The organism is Bradyrhizobium sp. SZCCHNPS1003 (assembly GCF_032381555.1).
GTDB lineage: Bacteria > Pseudomonadota > Alphaproteobacteria > Rhizobiales > Xanthobacteraceae > Bradyrhizobium.
Window position 1 is genome coordinate 244,937 of record NZ_JAUHIU010000002.1, and the last position, 15,961, is coordinate 260,897.

The window sequence follows — 15,961 nt, forward strand, 5'->3', positions numbered from 1 at the left end:
AGCGAACTAATTCGTCCGCCACTCCGGCACACCATCGGCGGCCATCGTGATCTTGCCGAGCGCGCCGACCGGCGTCCTGTCCTGATCCATCAGCCGCGCCAGCGTGGCTGCGTCCTGCGCCGGAACGCGCGCCAACGTGCGCGTGTCCTGCTCGGTGCGCAGCATCGCAACGCCATGCTCGACCTCGCCGTTGCGATCAAACAGCGCGGTGAAGCTTTCGACCCGGCCGCCGCCGCCGGCTTCGCTGACGAACGCCGGCGCGGCGGCGCGATGCCGATCGGCCTCGGCCTGCACGCTCGCCTCCTGTGACAGGGACGACGGCGGCTCGCGCGAGATCACCAGCGCATGATGCTTGGTGACGAAGCCGCCCTGGCCATACAGCAGGCCGCGCCTGGCGCCGCCGCGCAGCCGCCGCACCATCGCGCAGGCGGCGTGCGTCATGTAGGTGTTGAGCGGCGCGCCGAAGAAGGTCAGCCCGCCGGTGACGGTCGGCTCCACGTCGGCGCCGAGGCCGAGGATCCGCCGTGCCATCTTCGGCACGCAGGGAAAGCAGCTGTAGAGCTCGATGACGTCGAACGCCGCGCCGTTGCCGCCTACCATGTTCATTGCGGCCCGCAACACGGCGTTCTGCGGATGACACTCGGCGAACTGATCGCGCGTGAGGTAGTCGCGCGGATCCTCGGCCGCTGCGCCGCCGAGCGGATAGATCATGCGGCTGTCGGCAATGCCCGCCGCACGCGCCTTTGCCAGGCTGGTCAGGATCAGCGCCGCCCCCATGTTGACCATGGGATTGGCGACCATCAGCTTGGTGTAGGGCCAGGCGATCGGGCGGTTGTCGGCTGACGGAGTCGTGATCTCCTCGGGCGCGAAGTGCCGCTTCAGCCAGGCGTTGGGATTGTAGGCGGCGACCGCGGAAAAGCGCGACCACAGCTCGCCGGATTCCGCGAGCGCCTGCCGCGGCGTCTGGCCCCATTTGGCCGCGCTCGCGACCTCGTAGAACGGATAGACCGAGACCGGGCGGAATACGCCGAGCTTCACCGCCAGCGGCTTCTGGAACGCGGCGCCGCGCTTCGGCTCCTCGACGTCGTGGGCGAACGGCGTCCACGGCAAGGGCACGCCGGCGCGGTCGGCCTTGGTCGCGGTCGATTGCGCCTCGGCGCCGCAGACCACGGCGACCTCGCATTCGCCGCGCGCGATGCGCAAGGCGGCCTCGTGCAGAAAGCGGATCGGGCTCTCGCCGCCGACCGGACCATAATGGCAGTGCGCCGGCGTCACGCCGAGCCGCTGCGCGAGAAGCTGCTCGGGATCGCGGTAGCGCCAGCTCAGGAAGTTGACGACGTCGAGCGAGCCGATGTCGTGGATGAGCTTGGCGCCCGCGTCATTTTCCGCACGGCGGATCGCCTGTTCGAGCAGCGTCAGCGGCTCGAGACCGTCGCCGATATCCTTGGGACGATCGACGATCTCGCCCACGCCGACGATCACGGGAATGCGGTCGGGGGGCAGGGTACTTGCAGTCATCGGCGTTTCCAAGAGCCGGCCCGTGACGGACCGTCATTGTTGTCTTGTCTCCGTTCTGTCATCGCAGGTTCGACCGCGCAATGCAGAAAATGCTGATGGCGCCCGCGCGCAGCATGGCTTCCGCTTCACGGCAGATGCGCCTAAAACGCTCGCTCCTGACGCTCACGCCGGAGTCTGCCGTGTCTGAACAGAACAGCTATGTGCCGCCCAAGGTCTGGACCTGGAACAAGGCCAGCGGCGGCCGCTTCGCCAACATCAACCGGCCGATCGCAGGTCCGACGCACGAGAAGGAATTGCCTGTCGGCCGTCATCCCTTGCAGCTTTATTCTCTGGGAACGCCCAACGGTGTGAAGGTCACAGTGATGCTCGAGGAGCTGCTGGCGCTCGGCCACAGCGGCGCCGAATACGACGCCTGGCTGATCCGGATCGGCGAGGGCGATCAGTTCGGTTCGGGCTTCGTCGCCATCAATCCCAATTCCAAGATCCCGGCGCTGCTGGATCGCAGCGGGACCGAACCGATCCGCGTATTCGAGTCCGGTGCGATCCTGGTGTATCTGGCCGAGAAGTTCGGCGCCTTCCTGCCGACCGAGCCGGCCAAGCGAGCCGAATGCCTGTCCTGGCTGTTCTGGCAGATGGGAGCTGCGCCCTATCTCGGCGGCGGCTTCGGCCACTTCTATGCCTATGCGCCGACCAAGATCGAGTATGCCATCGACCGCTTCGCGATGGAGGTGAAGCGCCAGCTCGACGTACTCGACCGCCGTCTCGCCGAAAGCGAGTATCTCGCCGGCCCCGACTACACCATCGCCGACATCGCGGTGTGGCCGTGGTACGGCGCGCTCGCCAAGGGCCTGCTCTATGAAGGCGGCGAGTTCCTCTCGGTGCAGGACTACAGGAATGTTCAGCGCTGGACCGACCAGATCGCGCAGCGCGCCCCTGTGAAGCGCGGCCGCATGGTCAACCGCGTCTCCGGCGATCCAAAGAGCCAGCTCCACGAGCGCCACGACGCCAGCGACTTCGACACCAGGACACAGGACAAGATCGGGCAGGGCACGTAGTTGCGCGTGTAGGGTGCGCAAAGGCGCGGCGAGCTCATCGCGGCGTGCAACGACTGTGGAGTGCGCCGTGCCCAACGTCGTCCCTCGCCGGCGCCGTCGGTGGGCACACGCCGCCTGACGGCCCCGCTTGCCCGCCCTGCGGTTCGATGCACGATTGCTCTTGTTGCACGTGCGAAGTCTCGTCCGTTGCCGCGCTGCGATGCCATGATTGCGGACGTTCACGGCTTTTCTCGCAGTGAGAGAATGTGCAACGATCAATTCGCAGCGGCCGTGCATGCCGCCAGATTTCGATGAGAGCCGGCGGTGATGACCGCGGGTTCAAAACGACCACTCCGGAGGGAGTTGCATGATCGACAGACGTGATCTGCTCAAGGGAGCGGGGATGGCTGCTTTGCTGGGCAGCTTCGGCACGACCCGTGCGCTGGCCGAGGAGACGGTGACGTTGCCCTTCGCCAATGGCGAGCGCCCGCTGGTGAAATATCCGCAGAAGCGACCGATGATCGGTCTGACCAGCCGGCCGCCGCAACTCGAAACGCCATTCGGGGTGTTCAATGACGGCGTGATCACGCCGAACAATGCCTTCTTCGTCCGCTATCATCTGGCGGGCCTGCCTTACGATCTCGATCCGGACAAGTTCACGCTCGCGATCAAGGGAAAGGTCGACAAGCCGCTCAAGCTGTCGCTCAAGGACATCCGCAAGATGAAGGCGACCGAGATCGTCGCCGTCAACCAATGCTCCGGCAACAGCCGCGGCTTCTTCGAGCCGCGCGTCGCAGGCGGCCAGCTTGGCAATGGCGCCATGGGCAATGCGCGCTGGCGTGGCGTGCCGCTCAAGACCGTGCTCGACATGGCGGGTGTTCAGGCCGGCGCCAGGCAGGTCACCTTCGGCGGCATGGACGGCCCGGTGATCGACAAGACGCCGGATTTCGTCAAGGCGCTCGACCTCGATCACGCCATGGATGGCGAGGTGATGCTGGCCTACGGCATGAACGGCGAGGATCTGCCGTTCCTGAACGGCTTTCCGCTGCGCCTGATCGTGCCCGGCTACTACGGCACCTACTGGGTCAAGCACCTCAACGAGATCACTGTCATCGACAACGTCTTTGACGGCTTCTGGATGAAATCGGCCTATCGAATTCCGGACACGCCGAACAATGCCGTCGAGCCCGGAACCACGCCGAAAGCGACGATCCCGATCAACCGCTTCACGGTCCGCTCGTTCATCACCAGCCTGGCCGACGGCGCAAAGCTCAAGGCGGGCAGGGCAATGCTGCGCGGCCTCGCATTCGACGGCGGAACGGGAATCAAGCAGGTCGCGGTCTCGACCGACGGCGGAAAAACCTGGACCGACGCCAAGCTCGGCAAGGATCTCGGAAAATATTCCTTCCGCGAGTGGAAGCTGCCGGTGAAGCTTGCCGCGGGGTCCCACGATCTCAAGGTGCGTGCCACGAGCAATTCCGGCGAGACCCAGCCGGAGACGCCGCGCTGGAATCCGGCCGGCTATCTGCGCAACGTCGTCGAAACCGTCCGCGTCACGGCGGCCTGAGGAGCATCACCATGCGTCGGACGCCTTTCCTCATCGCCACGCTGGCCGTCGGACTTGGCTGCCTGGCGGGCCGCCCCATCTCGCTCACGGCAGCCCCGGTCAACTATCAGGTTCCGCAGGAGACGGCGGCCTTCAAGCCGGGGCCCGATCTCGCCGTCGTGCAGGGCAATTGCACGGCCTGTCACTCCTCCGACTACATCAGGACCCAGCCGCCGATGCAGAATAGGAAGGAGTTCTGGCAGGCCGAAGTCACCAAGATGATCAAGGTCTATGGCGCCCCGATCGACGCGGCCGATGTCGGCAAGATCGTCGACTATCTCGCCGCGACCTACTGACTGCCCGTGCCGGCGGCCGGGAACGCTCAGGCGGCGCCCTTCGCCGGCGGGAAATCCATCCGGTCATTGGTGCGGCAATAGCGGTCGGCGAACATGCGCCCGACAGGATGGAACAGCTCCATCTCGACCCGCATCTTCTCGGTGTCCCACAATTCGTCGCGGATGTGGAAAGCGAGGCCTTCGCCGAGCACCAGCACGCGATCGCCATTGACGTCGATGAGCTGCCAGGTCTTGCACTCCATCGCGAACGGTGCCTCCGTCAACCGCGGAACGCCGATCATCCGCGACGGTGTAAGCTTGAGCCCGAGGTGATCCGGCTCGCCGATCTCAGGTGGAAAGTCGCCGCCGGTCTCGTGCATCGCCTGCGCCAGCGGCTCGTCGGTGATGTGGACGACGAACTCGCCGCCGCGGCGGATGTTGACGAGGGTGTCCTTGACCCGCCCATCGGGCCGCAGGTTGATCGCGAACACGCACAGCGGCGGGTCCTCGCCGAGCACGTTGAAGAACGAGAATGGCGCGGCGTTGACGATCCCGGTCTCGCCTCTCGTCGTCACCCAGGCGATCGGCCGCGGCAGCACGAAGGAGGTCAGAATCTTGTAGCGCTCGCGCGGGCTGAGATCGGTGGAGAGGTATTCCATCTAGAGGCCTCTGGTGCGTCGGTTCCCCGACCGTAGTGGGCTGTGACGCGATGCGGAAGCCAATAAAGCGGGCAGGGGTTGCGCACATCAGCGCCGTCTTCGCGGAAATTCGATGTTCCCGGGAACGGCTCCGCCAGCGCTACGTTCGGACAGCACGGCAACGACAAATGGAGGTCGCGCCATGAAATCAATGATCGGTCTGATCGCTTGCGCATTCGTCGTCTCGGCCACGTCCGCGCTGGCGCAGGGCAGCCCACAGACCGCGCCGCCGCCGAGTGCGCAGAATTCCGGAGCAGGCATCCAGGGCGCGCCGGGCAACAAGAACGGACCGGGCACTGAGACGGGAAGCGGCACGGTGGGCTCGTCCACGATCAACCGCCATAATCCGGACGTCAGCGCGCAGGACCCGTCGAACATCAAGGGCATGCCGGGGAACAAGAGCGGCCCGCCGGCCAAGAAACCGCAGGACTGACGTCTGCGATGGCGGCTGCGCGATTGCGCGGCCGCCCTTCGCATTTCGCCGGTCGTGCCGTCGCGCTGATTGCCAGATCAGGGAAGGGCGGCTGCCCCGTTGGTCACGATCAGATTGTCGGTATCTGACGGGGCCAGCTCGCTCGTTGCATCGCCGCCGAGATATTTGTCGAGCGTCGCCTGGATCCGTTCCCGCGCCGTGTAGGGGCCACGGTCGCTCATCCAGGTGTGCTGGAACTCGGTCTTGATGATGTCGATGCCGCTCTTCCTGTCGACATGCGTCGGCACCACGCCGGGGTCGGTCTTGAACTGCGGATCATCCGAGCGGAACGACAGGATCTTGAGCTTGTCCCTGATGACGAAAGGCACGCGCAGATTGTCGAGCGTCACCACCTGCGAGACGATGTTCGGATGCTCCTTGGCGAAATACATCGCGGTGTCGCCGCCATTGGAGTGGCCGACCAGGGTCAGGTGATCGTAGTCGGCATTCGGATGACGCTTCTTCATCTCGTTCAGCACGCAGAGGATGTTGGCCTCGCCCTTCTGGTAGACGTCGAGCCGGCCGACATATGGCATCCCGACCTTGGTGACGAGCGGCGGATCGGTCGGCAGGTCCTGCTGGACGCTGGCGACGAGGTAGCCGCGCGCGGCGAACACGTTCGCGAGGAACGAGTACTCGGTGTTCTTGACCGTGTTGCCGTTGCTGATGATGGCCACGGGCAGCCGCCACAGCCCGGCATTGGCCTTCATCTCGTAGTCCTTGCGCACCGCGACATCGACATTGATCGACCGCTGCCGCGCAGCATCGAAGAACTCGCGGCTCTCGTGCTGGATGCCCCACTTTGCCATCGCAAAGTAGCCGGCCACAGCCAGGGCAGACACACAGGCCAAAACCGTCACACCGCGCTTCATGGCATCCTTCCTGGGAATTCTCTCCGTTATGTGATGGATGACAACGCCGGCGTCACGGGGGCGTGGCAGCCAGAGGCGGATTAAATTTCGGAAATCTTGGAGCGCAGCACGGAACAATCCCCCTCTGGTGAGCCGGCGCACCGGCTCACCACCCGCTGCGAGGGATCAGAATGCGGTATAGCCGCCGTCGATCACGAAGCAGTCGGCGGTGTGATAGGACGACGCCTTGCTCATGAGGTAGACGGCGATGCCGCCGAAATCCGACGGCTCGCCGAAGCGGCGCACCGGGATACGCGGCATGACGTTGGCGACGAACTTCTCGTTGCCCATGATGCCCGCGGTCATGTCGCTCTTGATCCAGCCGGGCAGGATGGCATTCGCGGTGACACCATAGCGCGCCAGCTCCACCGCGAGCGCGCGGCACAGCGCATTCAGCGCGGCTTTGGTCCCTGCATAATGCTCGTTGCGCGCGGTGCCGAACAGCGAGGCCAGGCTCGAGGTGGCAACCAGCCGGCCGAACGCGTCACCGGCTTCGGCGCGCGCGGTCATGTGCCTCGCGGCAGCCTGAAACGCATGGAACACGCCGTCGAGATTGGTTGCGAACATCGTGCGCCATTCCTCCTCGCTGCGCTCGATGAACGGCTTGCGGCCACCGCCGCCGATGCCGGCATTGGCAAAGCAGCCGTCGACCCGACCGAACGTGTCGAGCGTGGCCTTCATCGCCTCGTTGACGGAAGCGGCGCTGGTCACGTCGCAGATACGGGTGTCGACCTTGCCGGGCCCGGCGGCCATCGACGCCGCCGCAGCCTTGTTCTTCTCGGCGTTGCGGCCCCAGATCGAGACGTTACAGCCACTGGACGCAAGTGCCTGGGCAATACCGAGGCCTATGCCTCCATTACCGCCGGTGACGACGGCCACACGGCCGGTGAGGTCGAACATGGTCATGGGGTTCTCTCGGGCGTTTCCGTGATGATGTGAGCGCGCTGCGCGTCGCTTCGGTTATTTGGATGATGCAACCATGGACAAGCGAAGCGCAAAAATCAAATATGCTGACCGAACCGGGCTGCGCTTCGAATTTCCGCCGCGAAGAATGCAGCGACCGAAAAGCTCTTGAGAGGAAACCATGCAGTACAAGCACGTCACGCTCGATTTCGACGGGCCCGTCGCCATCCTCACGCTCGACCATCAGGAGGTGATGAATGCGGTCTCGATCGACATGCTCGGCGGGTTGGCCGAAGCGCTCGACGAGATCGAGGAGAAGAAGGCTGCGGTGCGCTGCCTCGTCGTGACGGGCGCCGGCCGCGCGTTCTGCACCGGCGCCAACCTGCAGGGCCGCAATGCGCAGGCCAAGCCCGGCCGCAGCAATGCCGGCGCCGCGCTCGAGACCGCCTTCCATCCGTTCCTGCGCCGCTTGCGCAATCTGCATTGCCCGATCGTGACCTCGGTGAATGGCCCGGCCGCCGGCGCCGGCATGAGCTTCGCGCTGATGGGCGACATGATCCTGTGCGCGAAGTCCGCCTACTTTCTGCAGGCCTTCCGCCGCATCGGACTGGTGCCTGATTGCGGCTCGACCTGGCTGTTGCCGCGCCTCGTCGGCAAGGCCCGCGCGATCGAGCTGTCGCTGCTGGGCGAGAAGCTGCCGGCCGAGACGGCGCTGCAATGGGGCCTCGTCAACCGCGTCTATGACGATGCGGTCCTGAAGGAGGAGACGATGAAGCTCGCGCACGAGCTCGCCAACGGGCCGACGGTGGCGCTGGCGCAGATCCGCCAGCTGTACTGGGACAGCCCGGAGAACTCTTTCGAGGAGCAGCTCAACGCGGAATTTCAGTCGCAGCGCGTCGCAGGCAGCACTTCGGATTTCAAGGAAGGCGTCACCGCGTTCCTCGAAAAGCGCCCGGCCAAGTTCAAGGGCCAATGATCGAGACCGAGCTGTCCCGCTGCGTCGCCTCGTTCATGCCGGGGGCGACCGGTGTGAGCGGCGCCGCGAAACTCTCCGGCGGCGCCAGCCAGGAGACGTGGCGCTTCGACATCGTCCATCCCGGTGGTGATGTCGGCGCCATCCTGCGCCGCTCGCCGAAGGGCTACGGCGCCGCGCCCGGGCGTGCCGCCGGGCTCGACAACGAGGCGGCGCTGATGCGGCTCGCTTATGCCGCCGGCGTGCCGTCGCCCGAGGTCCTGCACGTGCTGCGGCCGGAGGACGATCTCGGCGCCGGTTTCATCATGCGCCGCGTCGAGGGCGAGACCATCGCGCGCAAGATCCTGCGTGATGCCGAATTCGCCGAGGCGAGGCCGCGCCTCGCGCGCCAGCTGGGCGGCATCGCCGCCGGCATCCACGGGATTCGACGCGAGACGCTGCCCGCGTTGCGCGGGATGACCGCGACCAAGGAGATCGCGGAGCTCGCACGGGAATATCAAAGCTTCGACTGGCCGCGCCCGGTGTTCGATCTGGCCCTGCGCTGGCTGTCGCAGAACGATCCCGGTCCCCCGGCCGAGATCACGCTGGTGCACGGTGATTTCCGCAACGGCAATCTCATCATCGGCCGCGATGGCGTGCGCGCCGTGCTCGACTGGGAGCTCGCCCATCTCGGCGATCCCATGGAGGATCTCGGCTGGCTCTGCGTCAACTCCTGGCGCTTCGGCGAAATCGACAAGCCGGTCGGTGGCCTCGGCTCCCGCGAGGAGCTGTTCGCCGGTTATGAGTCCGCAGGGCGCAAGGTCGATCCTGACAGGGTGAAATTCTGGGAAGTGATGGGCACGTTGCGCTGGGGCGTGATGTGCTGCGGCATGATGCAGCGTTTTCGCATCGGTCCCGACCATTCGATGGAGCGCGCCATGATCGGCCGCCGCGCGTCGGAGACCGAGATCGATCTGTTGCGATTGCTTGCGCCGAGGGGAGAGGGCTGATGCAGGACGAGCCGACGCCGACCGAGCTGGTGCAATCCGTCGCCGACTTCCTGCGCAACGACATCGCGCCGCTGATCTCGGGGCACGAGGCGTTCAAGCTGCGCGTGGGCATCAACGCGCTCGATCTCGTGGTGCGACAGCTGACACAGGCGGCTGCGGCAGATGAGGCGGAGCATGCGCGGTTGAGAGAATTGCTGGGACAGGATGGTGATTTACTCGAACTCAATCGAGCGCTCACGGCTCAGATCGCCAGCGGCGCCGTTGGTCTCCAGACACCGGGCCTGAAGCAGCACCTCTGGCGGACCACTCTCGCCAAGCTCGCCGTCGATCAGCCGAACTACGCGTCCTACAAGCGCGAAGCTGGGAGGAGCACCGATGGCTCCTAACCCACCGGCGTCATGCCCGGGTTTGACCCGGGCATCCATCTCTTCACGAGTCTGCTGCGAGACGTGGATGGCCGGGTCAAGCCCGGCCATGACGGAGCGGAGACAACCCGGCGCGATCAGGCCCAGAGCATGCGAAGTATCGGATAGCTCACCGCCCGAGCCACCTCGGCGGCCGCTTCTCCGAGAACGCCTTCGGTCCCTCGATGTAGTCCTGCGAATGGATCATCGCCTGCACCGCCGGGTAGTCGCGCTGCTCGGTGATGGCCTGCTCCAGCGAGACCGCAAGGCCCTTCTCGATCGCCTGCTTGGAGGCGCGGATCGACATCGGCGAGTTCTTGGCGATCGTCTCGGCCCATCGCTCCGCCGCCGCCAGCGCCTCGCCTTGCGGCACCACCTCATTGACGAAGCCGAGCTCATGGCCTTCGCGGGCGCCGACATGTCGACCGGTGAGGATCATGCCCATCGCGCGCTTCATGCCGATCTGGCGCGGCAGCCGCTGCAGGCCGCCGGCGAGCGCGGCGAGGCCGACGCGCGGCTCGGGCAACGCGAAGGTCGCATTCTCGGAGGCGATGATCAGGTCGCAGGCGAGCGCGATCTCGAAGCCGCCGCCCATTGCGACGCCGTTGACGGCGGCGATGATCGGCTTGTCGCAATCGAAGCGGGAGGTGAGCCCCGCGAAGCCGCTCTTACCCCAACCGCGGGCGCCGCCGGCCGCCTGCCATTTCAGGTCGTTGCCGGCGCAGAACGCCTTGTCGCCCTCACCGGTGACGATCGCGACCCACTGCTCGGGATCGGCGGCGAAGGCGTCGAACACGCGCTCGAGTTCATGATGCGCCTCGATGTGCAGGGCGTTGTAGACCTCGGGGCGCGCCAGGGTGACGATCGTGATCGGCCCCTTGCGCGTCACTCTCGAAAACTTCAGCTCCATCGGCTGTTCCTCCTGTCTTCTGATTGGCTGTCGCGCATCAGCTTAGCGCCTGCGCAGGTGTTGCAGTCATCCAAATACGCAACGGCGCTGCGCGCCACAAGCACGCGACGGGAGGTCGCGCCGACCAGGATCAACAACAACAACGAAACACACTGGGAGACACGCCGTGGATTTTTCCTTGCCGAAGGAATTGGTCGCCTATCTCGACGAGCTCGATCGCTTCATCGCCGCCGAGATCAAGCCGCTGGAGCAGGCCGACGACAACATCCGCTTCTTCGATCATCGCCGCGAATGGGCGCGCACCGATTTCGAGAATGGCGGCCTGCCGCGGCATGAATGGGAGCAACTGCTGCGCAAGGCCAAGGATCGTGCCGATGCGGCCGGCCATCTGCGCTTTGCAATTCCGAAGCGCTATGGCGGCAAGGACGGGTCCAACCTCTGGATGGCCGTGATCCGCGAGCATTTCGCCTCCAAGGGCCTCGGCCTGCACAACGACCTGCAGAACGAGCACTCGATCGTCGGCAATCTGCCGATCGTCACCATGCTCGACCGGTACGGCCGCGACGACCAGAAGGCGATGATCGACGGCTCGATCACCGGCAAGTACCGCATCACGTTCGGTCTCACCGAGCCGCATCACGGCTCGGACGCGACCCACATGGAAACCAAGGCCGTTCCGGCCACCCGCGACAACATCAAGGGTTGGCTGATCAACGGCGAGAAGATGTGGACGACGGGCATGCACGTCGCCACCCACTGTGCACTGTTCGCGCGCACCTCGGGCAATGATGGTGACGCGCGCGGCATCACCTGCTTTCTGGTGCCGGCCAAGACCGAGGGTGTGAAGGTCGAGGAGTATCTCTGGACCTTCAACATGCCGACCGATCATCCGCGCGTCAGCTTCACCGACGTGTTCGTGCCGGAGGATGCGCAGTTCGGCGAGGTCGGGCGCGGGCTGTCGCTGGCGCAATGCTTCGTCCATGAGAACCGCATCCGCCAGGCGGCGAGCTCGCTCGGCGCGGCCGTCTACTGCATCAATGAGAGTGTGAATTACGCGCGTGAGCGCAAGCCGTTCGGCAAGGCGCTGGCCGAGAACCAGGCGATTCAGTGGCCGCTGGTCGAGCTGGCGACCCAGGCCGAGATGCTGCGGCTGCTGATCCGCAAGACGGCCTGGGAGATGGACCGGCTCACCCAGGCCCAGGTCGAGCACACACTCTCGGACAAGGTCTCGATGTGCAACTACTGGGCTAACCGTCTGTGCTGCGAGGCGGCCGACCGCGCCATACAGGTCCATGGCGGCATGGGCTATTCGCGCCACAAGCCGTTCGAGCACATCTACCGCCACCACCGCCGCTACCGCATCACCGAGGGCAGCGAGGAGATCCAGATGCGGAAGGTCGCCGGCTTCCTGTTCGGCTACATGGGGGTGAACAAGCGGTGACACGCTGTTGAGCGGCAGGGCCCTGTCGCAAGCGCAATTGATGCAATCGAGCGTCGTCTCCGGAGCCCTGGATTGCTTCGGCGCAAGGCGCCTCGCAATGACGGCGGAGAGGGAGCGCGCACTCTCTCCACGGCGTCATCGCGAGCGCAAGCGAAGCGATCCAGGATGGCGGTGCGTGCACTCAATTGACCTGCCGGTCCTTGCCCGCCCAGTACGGGTCGCGCAGATTACGCCGCAGGATCTTGCCGGAGGGATTGCGCGGCAGGGCGTCGAGGAAGTCGACGCTCTTCGGCGTCTTGAAGCCGGCGATGCGGGTGCGGGTGAAATTGATGATGTCGGTCTCGGTGGCGCGCGTGCCAGGCTTCATCACGACGATCGCCTTGACGGCCTCGCCCCATTTGTCGTCGGGAATCCCGATCACCGCGGCCTCGGCGACATCGGGATGATCGCAGATCGCGCTCTCGACCTCGGCCGGATAGATGTTCTCGCCGCCGGAGATGATCATGTCCTTGATGCGGTCGTGAATGTAGACGTAGCCGTCCTCGTCCATGTAGCCGGCATCACCCGTGCGCAGCCAGCCGTCCTTGCCGAGCGTGCGTGCGGTCGCCTCCGGCAGGTTCCAGTAGCCGGTCATGTTGGAGCCCGAGCGCGTCGCGATCTCGCCGACCTGCCGCGGCGCCAGCGGATTGCCGAGGGGATCGATGATCGCGACCTCGACGCCGGGCAACGGCTTGCCGGCGGAGCGCATGCGCTCCAGTCCCTCGACATGGTCCTCGGGCGGCAGCGCGATGATGGTGCCGGTGGTCTCGGTCATGCCATACATCTGCACGAAGCCGCATTTGAACACGTCGATGCATTCCTTGAGCAGCGCGGCCGGGATTGGCGAGGCGCCGTAGAGCATGTATTTCAGGCGGGAGAAATCGACCTGCCGCGCGCGCGGCTGCCGCACCACGAACTGCATCGCCGCCGGCACCATGAACAGCTTGGTGATGCCGGACTGCTCGAAGAAGTCGAGGATCCTGGTCGGATCGAACTCACGGGCGATCACGCCGCGGGCGCCGTGATAGAGGCTCATCAGGCCCCAGCCGGAGCCGCCGATGTGGAAGATCGGCATCGCGATCAGCGAGACGTCGTCGGTCGACCATTTGTTCCAGTCCGGTTTCTCCTCGGGATTGCCGGTGTTGACGAGGTTGAGGAAGTTGGCGTGCGACAGCATCGCGCCTTTCGGCTTGCCGGTGGTGCCGGAGGTGTAGAGCTGCAGCGCGATGTCCTGCGGCGTGATTGGTACGCCCGGATCATCCGCGCTCTGCGCGTCGCGCCAAGCCGTGTAGTCCTGCCATTCCGGCGCGCCGCCTTCGGTGGTGATGATGTGCCGCACGCTTGGAATCTGGTCGCGGATGTTGCGGATCATCGTGATGAATTCCGGCCCGACGAACAGGGCAGGAGCCTTGCAGTCCTCCACGATGAAGGCGACCTCGGGACCGGCGAGGCGCCAGTTCACCGGCGCCATGACGACGTTGGCCTTCATGGCGCCGACCAGCAGCTCGAAATAGATGTCGCTGTTCTTGCCGAAATAGGCGATCCGCTCGTGCGGCTTGACGCCAAGCGCCTTCAGCGCGTTGGCGACCTGGTTGGTCTTGCGGTCGAACGCGGCGAAGCTGGTGATGCGCCCCTCGAACTCATAGGCGGTGGCGGAGCCCAGCGTTTGCGCTCTGTCGCGCACGACGTCGACGAGCGTCGACGATGCCGTCGAGACGGACATGTTTCCCCTCCGATTGCGTCTTGTTCTTTGTTTGATGTCTTGTCGTGGTCCTCGTCCCGGATCGCGCCGGAGCAAGCATCTCTCGATCAGTCTACAGGGCGCACGTCGCCGATCAACCGGGCGATTCGGCCGTCAGCTCGTGCGCGTCGCGCGGTCCTTCTCGTTCTGCGCCTTGATCGACTCCTTGGCCTTGGTCCAATCGTCGTCGCTCCAGTCGCGCAACTGATAGAAGTTGCCGCCCATCGCCAGCGCCTGGGCGCCGTCCATCGCGATGGTCTCGCCGTTGATCCAGTTGCAGCCGCCGGAGATCAGGAACACCGCGAGGTTCTGCAGCTCCTCCATGGTGCCGACGCGACCCATCGGGTTCATCGCCTTGGTCCGCGCGCCAGCCTCGTCGCCGGGCTTGATGCGCTTGCTCATGCCTTCGGTCGGGATTTCGCCGGGCGCGATGGTGTTGAGGCGGATGCCATAGCGGCCCCATTCGGTCGCAAGCGACATCGTCATGGCGTGGATCGCCGACTTGCTCATCGCCGATGGCACCACGTAAGGCGAGCCGTTGCGCACCCACGTCACGGTGATCGACACGACGTTGCCCGGTTGCTTCGCAGCGATCCAGCGCTTGCCGACGGCATGCGTCACGTAGAACGTGCCGTGCATCACGATGTTAGCGACGGCATCGAAGCCGCGCGGGCTCAATTCCTCGGTGCGGGAGATGAAGTTGCCGGCCGCGTTGTTGATGAGATCGGTGAGACCGCCTTCCTGGAAGATGGCCTCGATCATTTCCTCCACCGCCATGGCATTTCGGATGTCGACGCCATGGCTGGTCACGCGGCCGCCGTAGAGGTCCATCAGTTCGGTCGCGGTCTCGTCGCAGACGATTTTCCGCCGGCCGCAAATATGCACTTCGGCGCCGAGTTGCAGGAAGCGTGCAGCCATCGCTTTGCCAAGGCCCGTGCCGCCGCCGGTCACCAGAATGCGTCGACCTTCGAGGAGATTGTCCTTGAACATGGGAGTTTCCGCCTGACATGTTGTGAGTTAATTGGTCGATTGACTAAATCGCTCCGACAGCCTTCTGTAAAGTCACAAAGACATCCGTAGGGAGACCGCTCGATGGACAACCGCCTCGCGATCGAGATCAAGGACGGCGTCGCCGACGTTCGCCTGGTTCGCGCCGACAAGATGAATGCGTTGGACATGGAGATGTTCGAGGCGCTGGTCGCGGCGACCGACCGGCTGTCGAAGGAGAAGGGACTGCGGGCGGTGGTGCTGTCCGGCGAGGGGCGTGCCTTCTGCGCGGGCCTCGACATGGGCCGCTTCGCCGCGATGAAGGAGTCCGGCGGCAACGGCATACCCGGCGGCGAGAAGCGCGACCTCACCATTCGCACCCACGGCAAGGCGAATTTCGCCCAGCAGGCTGTCTGGGGCTGGCGGCAGCTGCCGGTGCCGGTGATTGCTGCAGTGCATGGCGTCGCCTATGGCGGCGGCTTCCAGCTCGCGCTCGGCGCGGACATGCGCTACGTCGCGCCGGATACCAAGATGTCGATCATGGAGATCAAGTGGGGTCTGGTGCCCGACATGGCGGGCACGCCGATCCTGGCGACCCTGATGCGCGACGACATCCTGCGCGAGTTGACCTACACGGGCCGGGTGTTCTCGCCGGAGGAAGGCCAGTCCTACGGCCTCGTTACCCGCATCTGCGCCGATCCGCGCGCGGCTGCGCTGGAGACCGCGCGTGAGATCGCCGGCAAGAATCCGGATGCGATCCGCGCCGCCAAGCGGATGCTGAACAATCTCTCGGTCGATCCGGGGCCGGCGCTGCTCGCCGAATCGGTCGAGCAGCAGAAGCTGATCGGCAGTCTGAACCAGCTCGAATCGGTGCGCGCCAACATCGAGAAGCGCGCGCCGAAGTTTGCGGACTGAGTCCGTCATTCCGGGATGCTCCGAAGGAGCAGGCCCGGAATCTCGAGATTCTCCGGTGCGCAACTGCGCACCTGAGTTCGATGCTCCGCGCAAGACGGCTCCGCCGTTTTGTCGCGGCGCATCGGCCCGGAATGACGGCCGAAAC

General features: G+C 65.3%; 16 protein-coding genes. 9 read left to right on the forward strand and 7 right to left on the reverse strand.

All coding sequences use genetic code 11. The features are described 5' to 3' along the window. Window positions 1-6: 6 nt before the first annotated feature. Complete coding sequence (locus tag QX126_RS04860; RefSeq protein WP_315779627.1) at window positions 7-1,518, reverse strand: acetyl-CoA acetyltransferase; 1,512 nt, start codon at window positions 1,516-1,518, stop codon at window positions 7-9. Between the two features lie 134 nt (window positions 1,519-1,652). Between QX126_RS04860 and yghU the strand changes: the two genes are divergently transcribed. The 3 genes from yghU to QX126_RS04875 all read left to right on the forward strand — a co-directional run bounded on the left by yghU (window position 1,653) and on the right by QX126_RS04875 (window position 4,454). Next, window positions 1,653-2,573: a glutathione-dependent disulfide-bond oxidoreductase gene (gene yghU, locus QX126_RS04865; protein WP_409999075.1), complete on the forward strand. Its 921-nt coding sequence runs from the start codon at window positions 1,653-1,655 to the stop codon at window positions 2,571-2,573. A 346-nt stretch (window positions 2,574-2,919) separates the two neighbouring features. Continuing rightward, window positions 2,920-4,119, forward strand: a complete 1,200-nt coding sequence (locus tag QX126_RS04870; RefSeq protein ID WP_315776455.1) for a molybdopterin-dependent oxidoreductase — start codon at window positions 2,920-2,922, stop codon at window positions 4,117-4,119. 11 nt (window positions 4,120-4,130) lie between these two features. Further along, on the forward strand, window positions 4,131-4,454 hold the full coding sequence (locus tag QX126_RS04875) for a cytochrome c (RefSeq protein WP_315737250.1): 324 nt from the start codon (window positions 4,131-4,133) through the stop codon (window positions 4,452-4,454). A 26-nt stretch (window positions 4,455-4,480) separates the two neighbouring features. Here the strand turns inward: QX126_RS04875 and QX126_RS04880 are convergent, their stop codons facing one another. Next, window positions 4,481-5,092 (reverse strand): flavin reductase family protein, encoded by a 612-nt coding sequence (locus QX126_RS04880; RefSeq protein ID WP_315779630.1) that lies wholly within the window; start codon window positions 5,090-5,092, stop codon window positions 4,481-4,483. 181 nt (window positions 5,093-5,273) lie between these two features. Here QX126_RS04880 and QX126_RS04885 point away from each other — a divergent pair, with 181 nt between their 5' ends. Next, on the forward strand, window positions 5,274-5,564 hold the full coding sequence (locus QX126_RS04885) for a hypothetical protein (RefSeq protein ID WP_315779631.1): 291 nt from the start codon (window positions 5,274-5,276) through the stop codon (window positions 5,562-5,564). A 77-nt stretch (window positions 5,565-5,641) separates the two neighbouring features. Here the strand turns inward: QX126_RS04885 and QX126_RS04890 are convergent, their stop codons facing one another. Together QX126_RS04890 and QX126_RS04895 are read right to left on the reverse strand one after the other, a co-directional pair. Then, the gene (locus QX126_RS04890) at window positions 5,642-6,475 is read right to left on the reverse strand and encodes an alpha/beta hydrolase (protein WP_315779632.1); all 834 of its coding nucleotides are present in this window, start codon (window positions 6,473-6,475) and stop codon (window positions 5,642-5,644) included. A 165-nt stretch (window positions 6,476-6,640) separates the two neighbouring features. Next, window positions 6,641-7,420 carry an SDR family oxidoreductase gene (locus tag QX126_RS04895; RefSeq protein ID WP_315737254.1) on the reverse strand — a complete coding sequence of 260 codons (780 nt, stop codon included), beginning with the start codon at window positions 7,418-7,420 and terminating at the stop codon, window positions 6,641-6,643. Window positions 7,421-7,598: 178 nt separating this feature from the next. Between QX126_RS04895 and QX126_RS04900 the strand changes: the two genes are divergently transcribed. Genes QX126_RS04900 through QX126_RS04910 form a run of 3 tightly spaced genes read left to right on the forward strand, consistent with a single transcriptional unit; the run spans window position 7,599 to window position 9,765 of the window. Then, window positions 7,599-8,393: an enoyl-CoA hydratase/isomerase gene (locus QX126_RS04900; protein WP_315737255.1), complete on the forward strand. Its 795-nt coding sequence runs from the start codon at window positions 7,599-7,601 to the stop codon at window positions 8,391-8,393. Then, a complete protein-coding gene (locus tag QX126_RS04905) occupies window positions 8,390-9,379 on the forward strand; it encodes a phosphotransferase family protein (protein ID WP_315779633.1) in 990 nt (329 codons plus the stop codon). The genes QX126_RS04900 and QX126_RS04905 overlap by 4 nt, the downstream gene beginning before the upstream one ends. Beyond that, window positions 9,379-9,765 (forward strand): DUF6285 domain-containing protein, encoded by a 387-nt coding sequence (locus QX126_RS04910; RefSeq protein WP_315779635.1) that lies wholly within the window; start codon window positions 9,379-9,381, stop codon window positions 9,763-9,765. Before QX126_RS04905 ends, QX126_RS04910 begins: the two co-directional genes overlap by 1 nt. Before the next feature lie 148 nt (window positions 9,766-9,913). On the opposite strand, the gene QX126_RS04915 is transcribed toward QX126_RS04910, so the two are convergent. Continuing rightward, window positions 9,914-10,693 (reverse strand): enoyl-CoA hydratase-related protein, encoded by a 780-nt coding sequence (locus tag QX126_RS04915; RefSeq protein WP_315737258.1) that lies wholly within the window; start codon window positions 10,691-10,693, stop codon window positions 9,914-9,916. A gap of 166 nt (window positions 10,694-10,859) precedes the next feature. On the opposite strand from QX126_RS04915, the gene QX126_RS04920 reads away from it, so the two are divergent. Then, on the forward strand, window positions 10,860-12,134 hold the full coding sequence (locus tag QX126_RS04920; RefSeq protein ID WP_315776459.1) for an acyl-CoA dehydrogenase family protein: 1,275 nt from the start codon (window positions 10,860-10,862) through the stop codon (window positions 12,132-12,134). A 181-nt stretch (window positions 12,135-12,315) separates the two neighbouring features. On the opposite strand, the gene QX126_RS04925 is transcribed toward QX126_RS04920, so the two are convergent. After that, window positions 12,316-13,896 carry a fatty acid--CoA ligase gene (locus QX126_RS04925; protein WP_315779637.1) on the reverse strand — a complete coding sequence of 527 codons (1,581 nt, stop codon included), beginning with the start codon at window positions 13,894-13,896 and terminating at the stop codon, window positions 12,316-12,318. Window positions 13,897-14,028: 132 nt separating this feature from the next. After that, window positions 14,029-14,904 (reverse strand): SDR family oxidoreductase, encoded by an 876-nt coding sequence (locus QX126_RS04930; RefSeq protein ID WP_006613814.1) that lies wholly within the window; start codon window positions 14,902-14,904, stop codon window positions 14,029-14,031. A gap of 102 nt (window positions 14,905-15,006) precedes the next feature. Between QX126_RS04930 and QX126_RS04935 the strand changes: the two genes are divergently transcribed. Then, a complete protein-coding gene (locus tag QX126_RS04935; RefSeq protein ID WP_315737261.1) occupies window positions 15,007-15,816 on the forward strand; it encodes a crotonase/enoyl-CoA hydratase family protein in 810 nt (269 codons plus the stop codon). Window positions 15,817-15,961 lie beyond the last annotated feature (145 nt).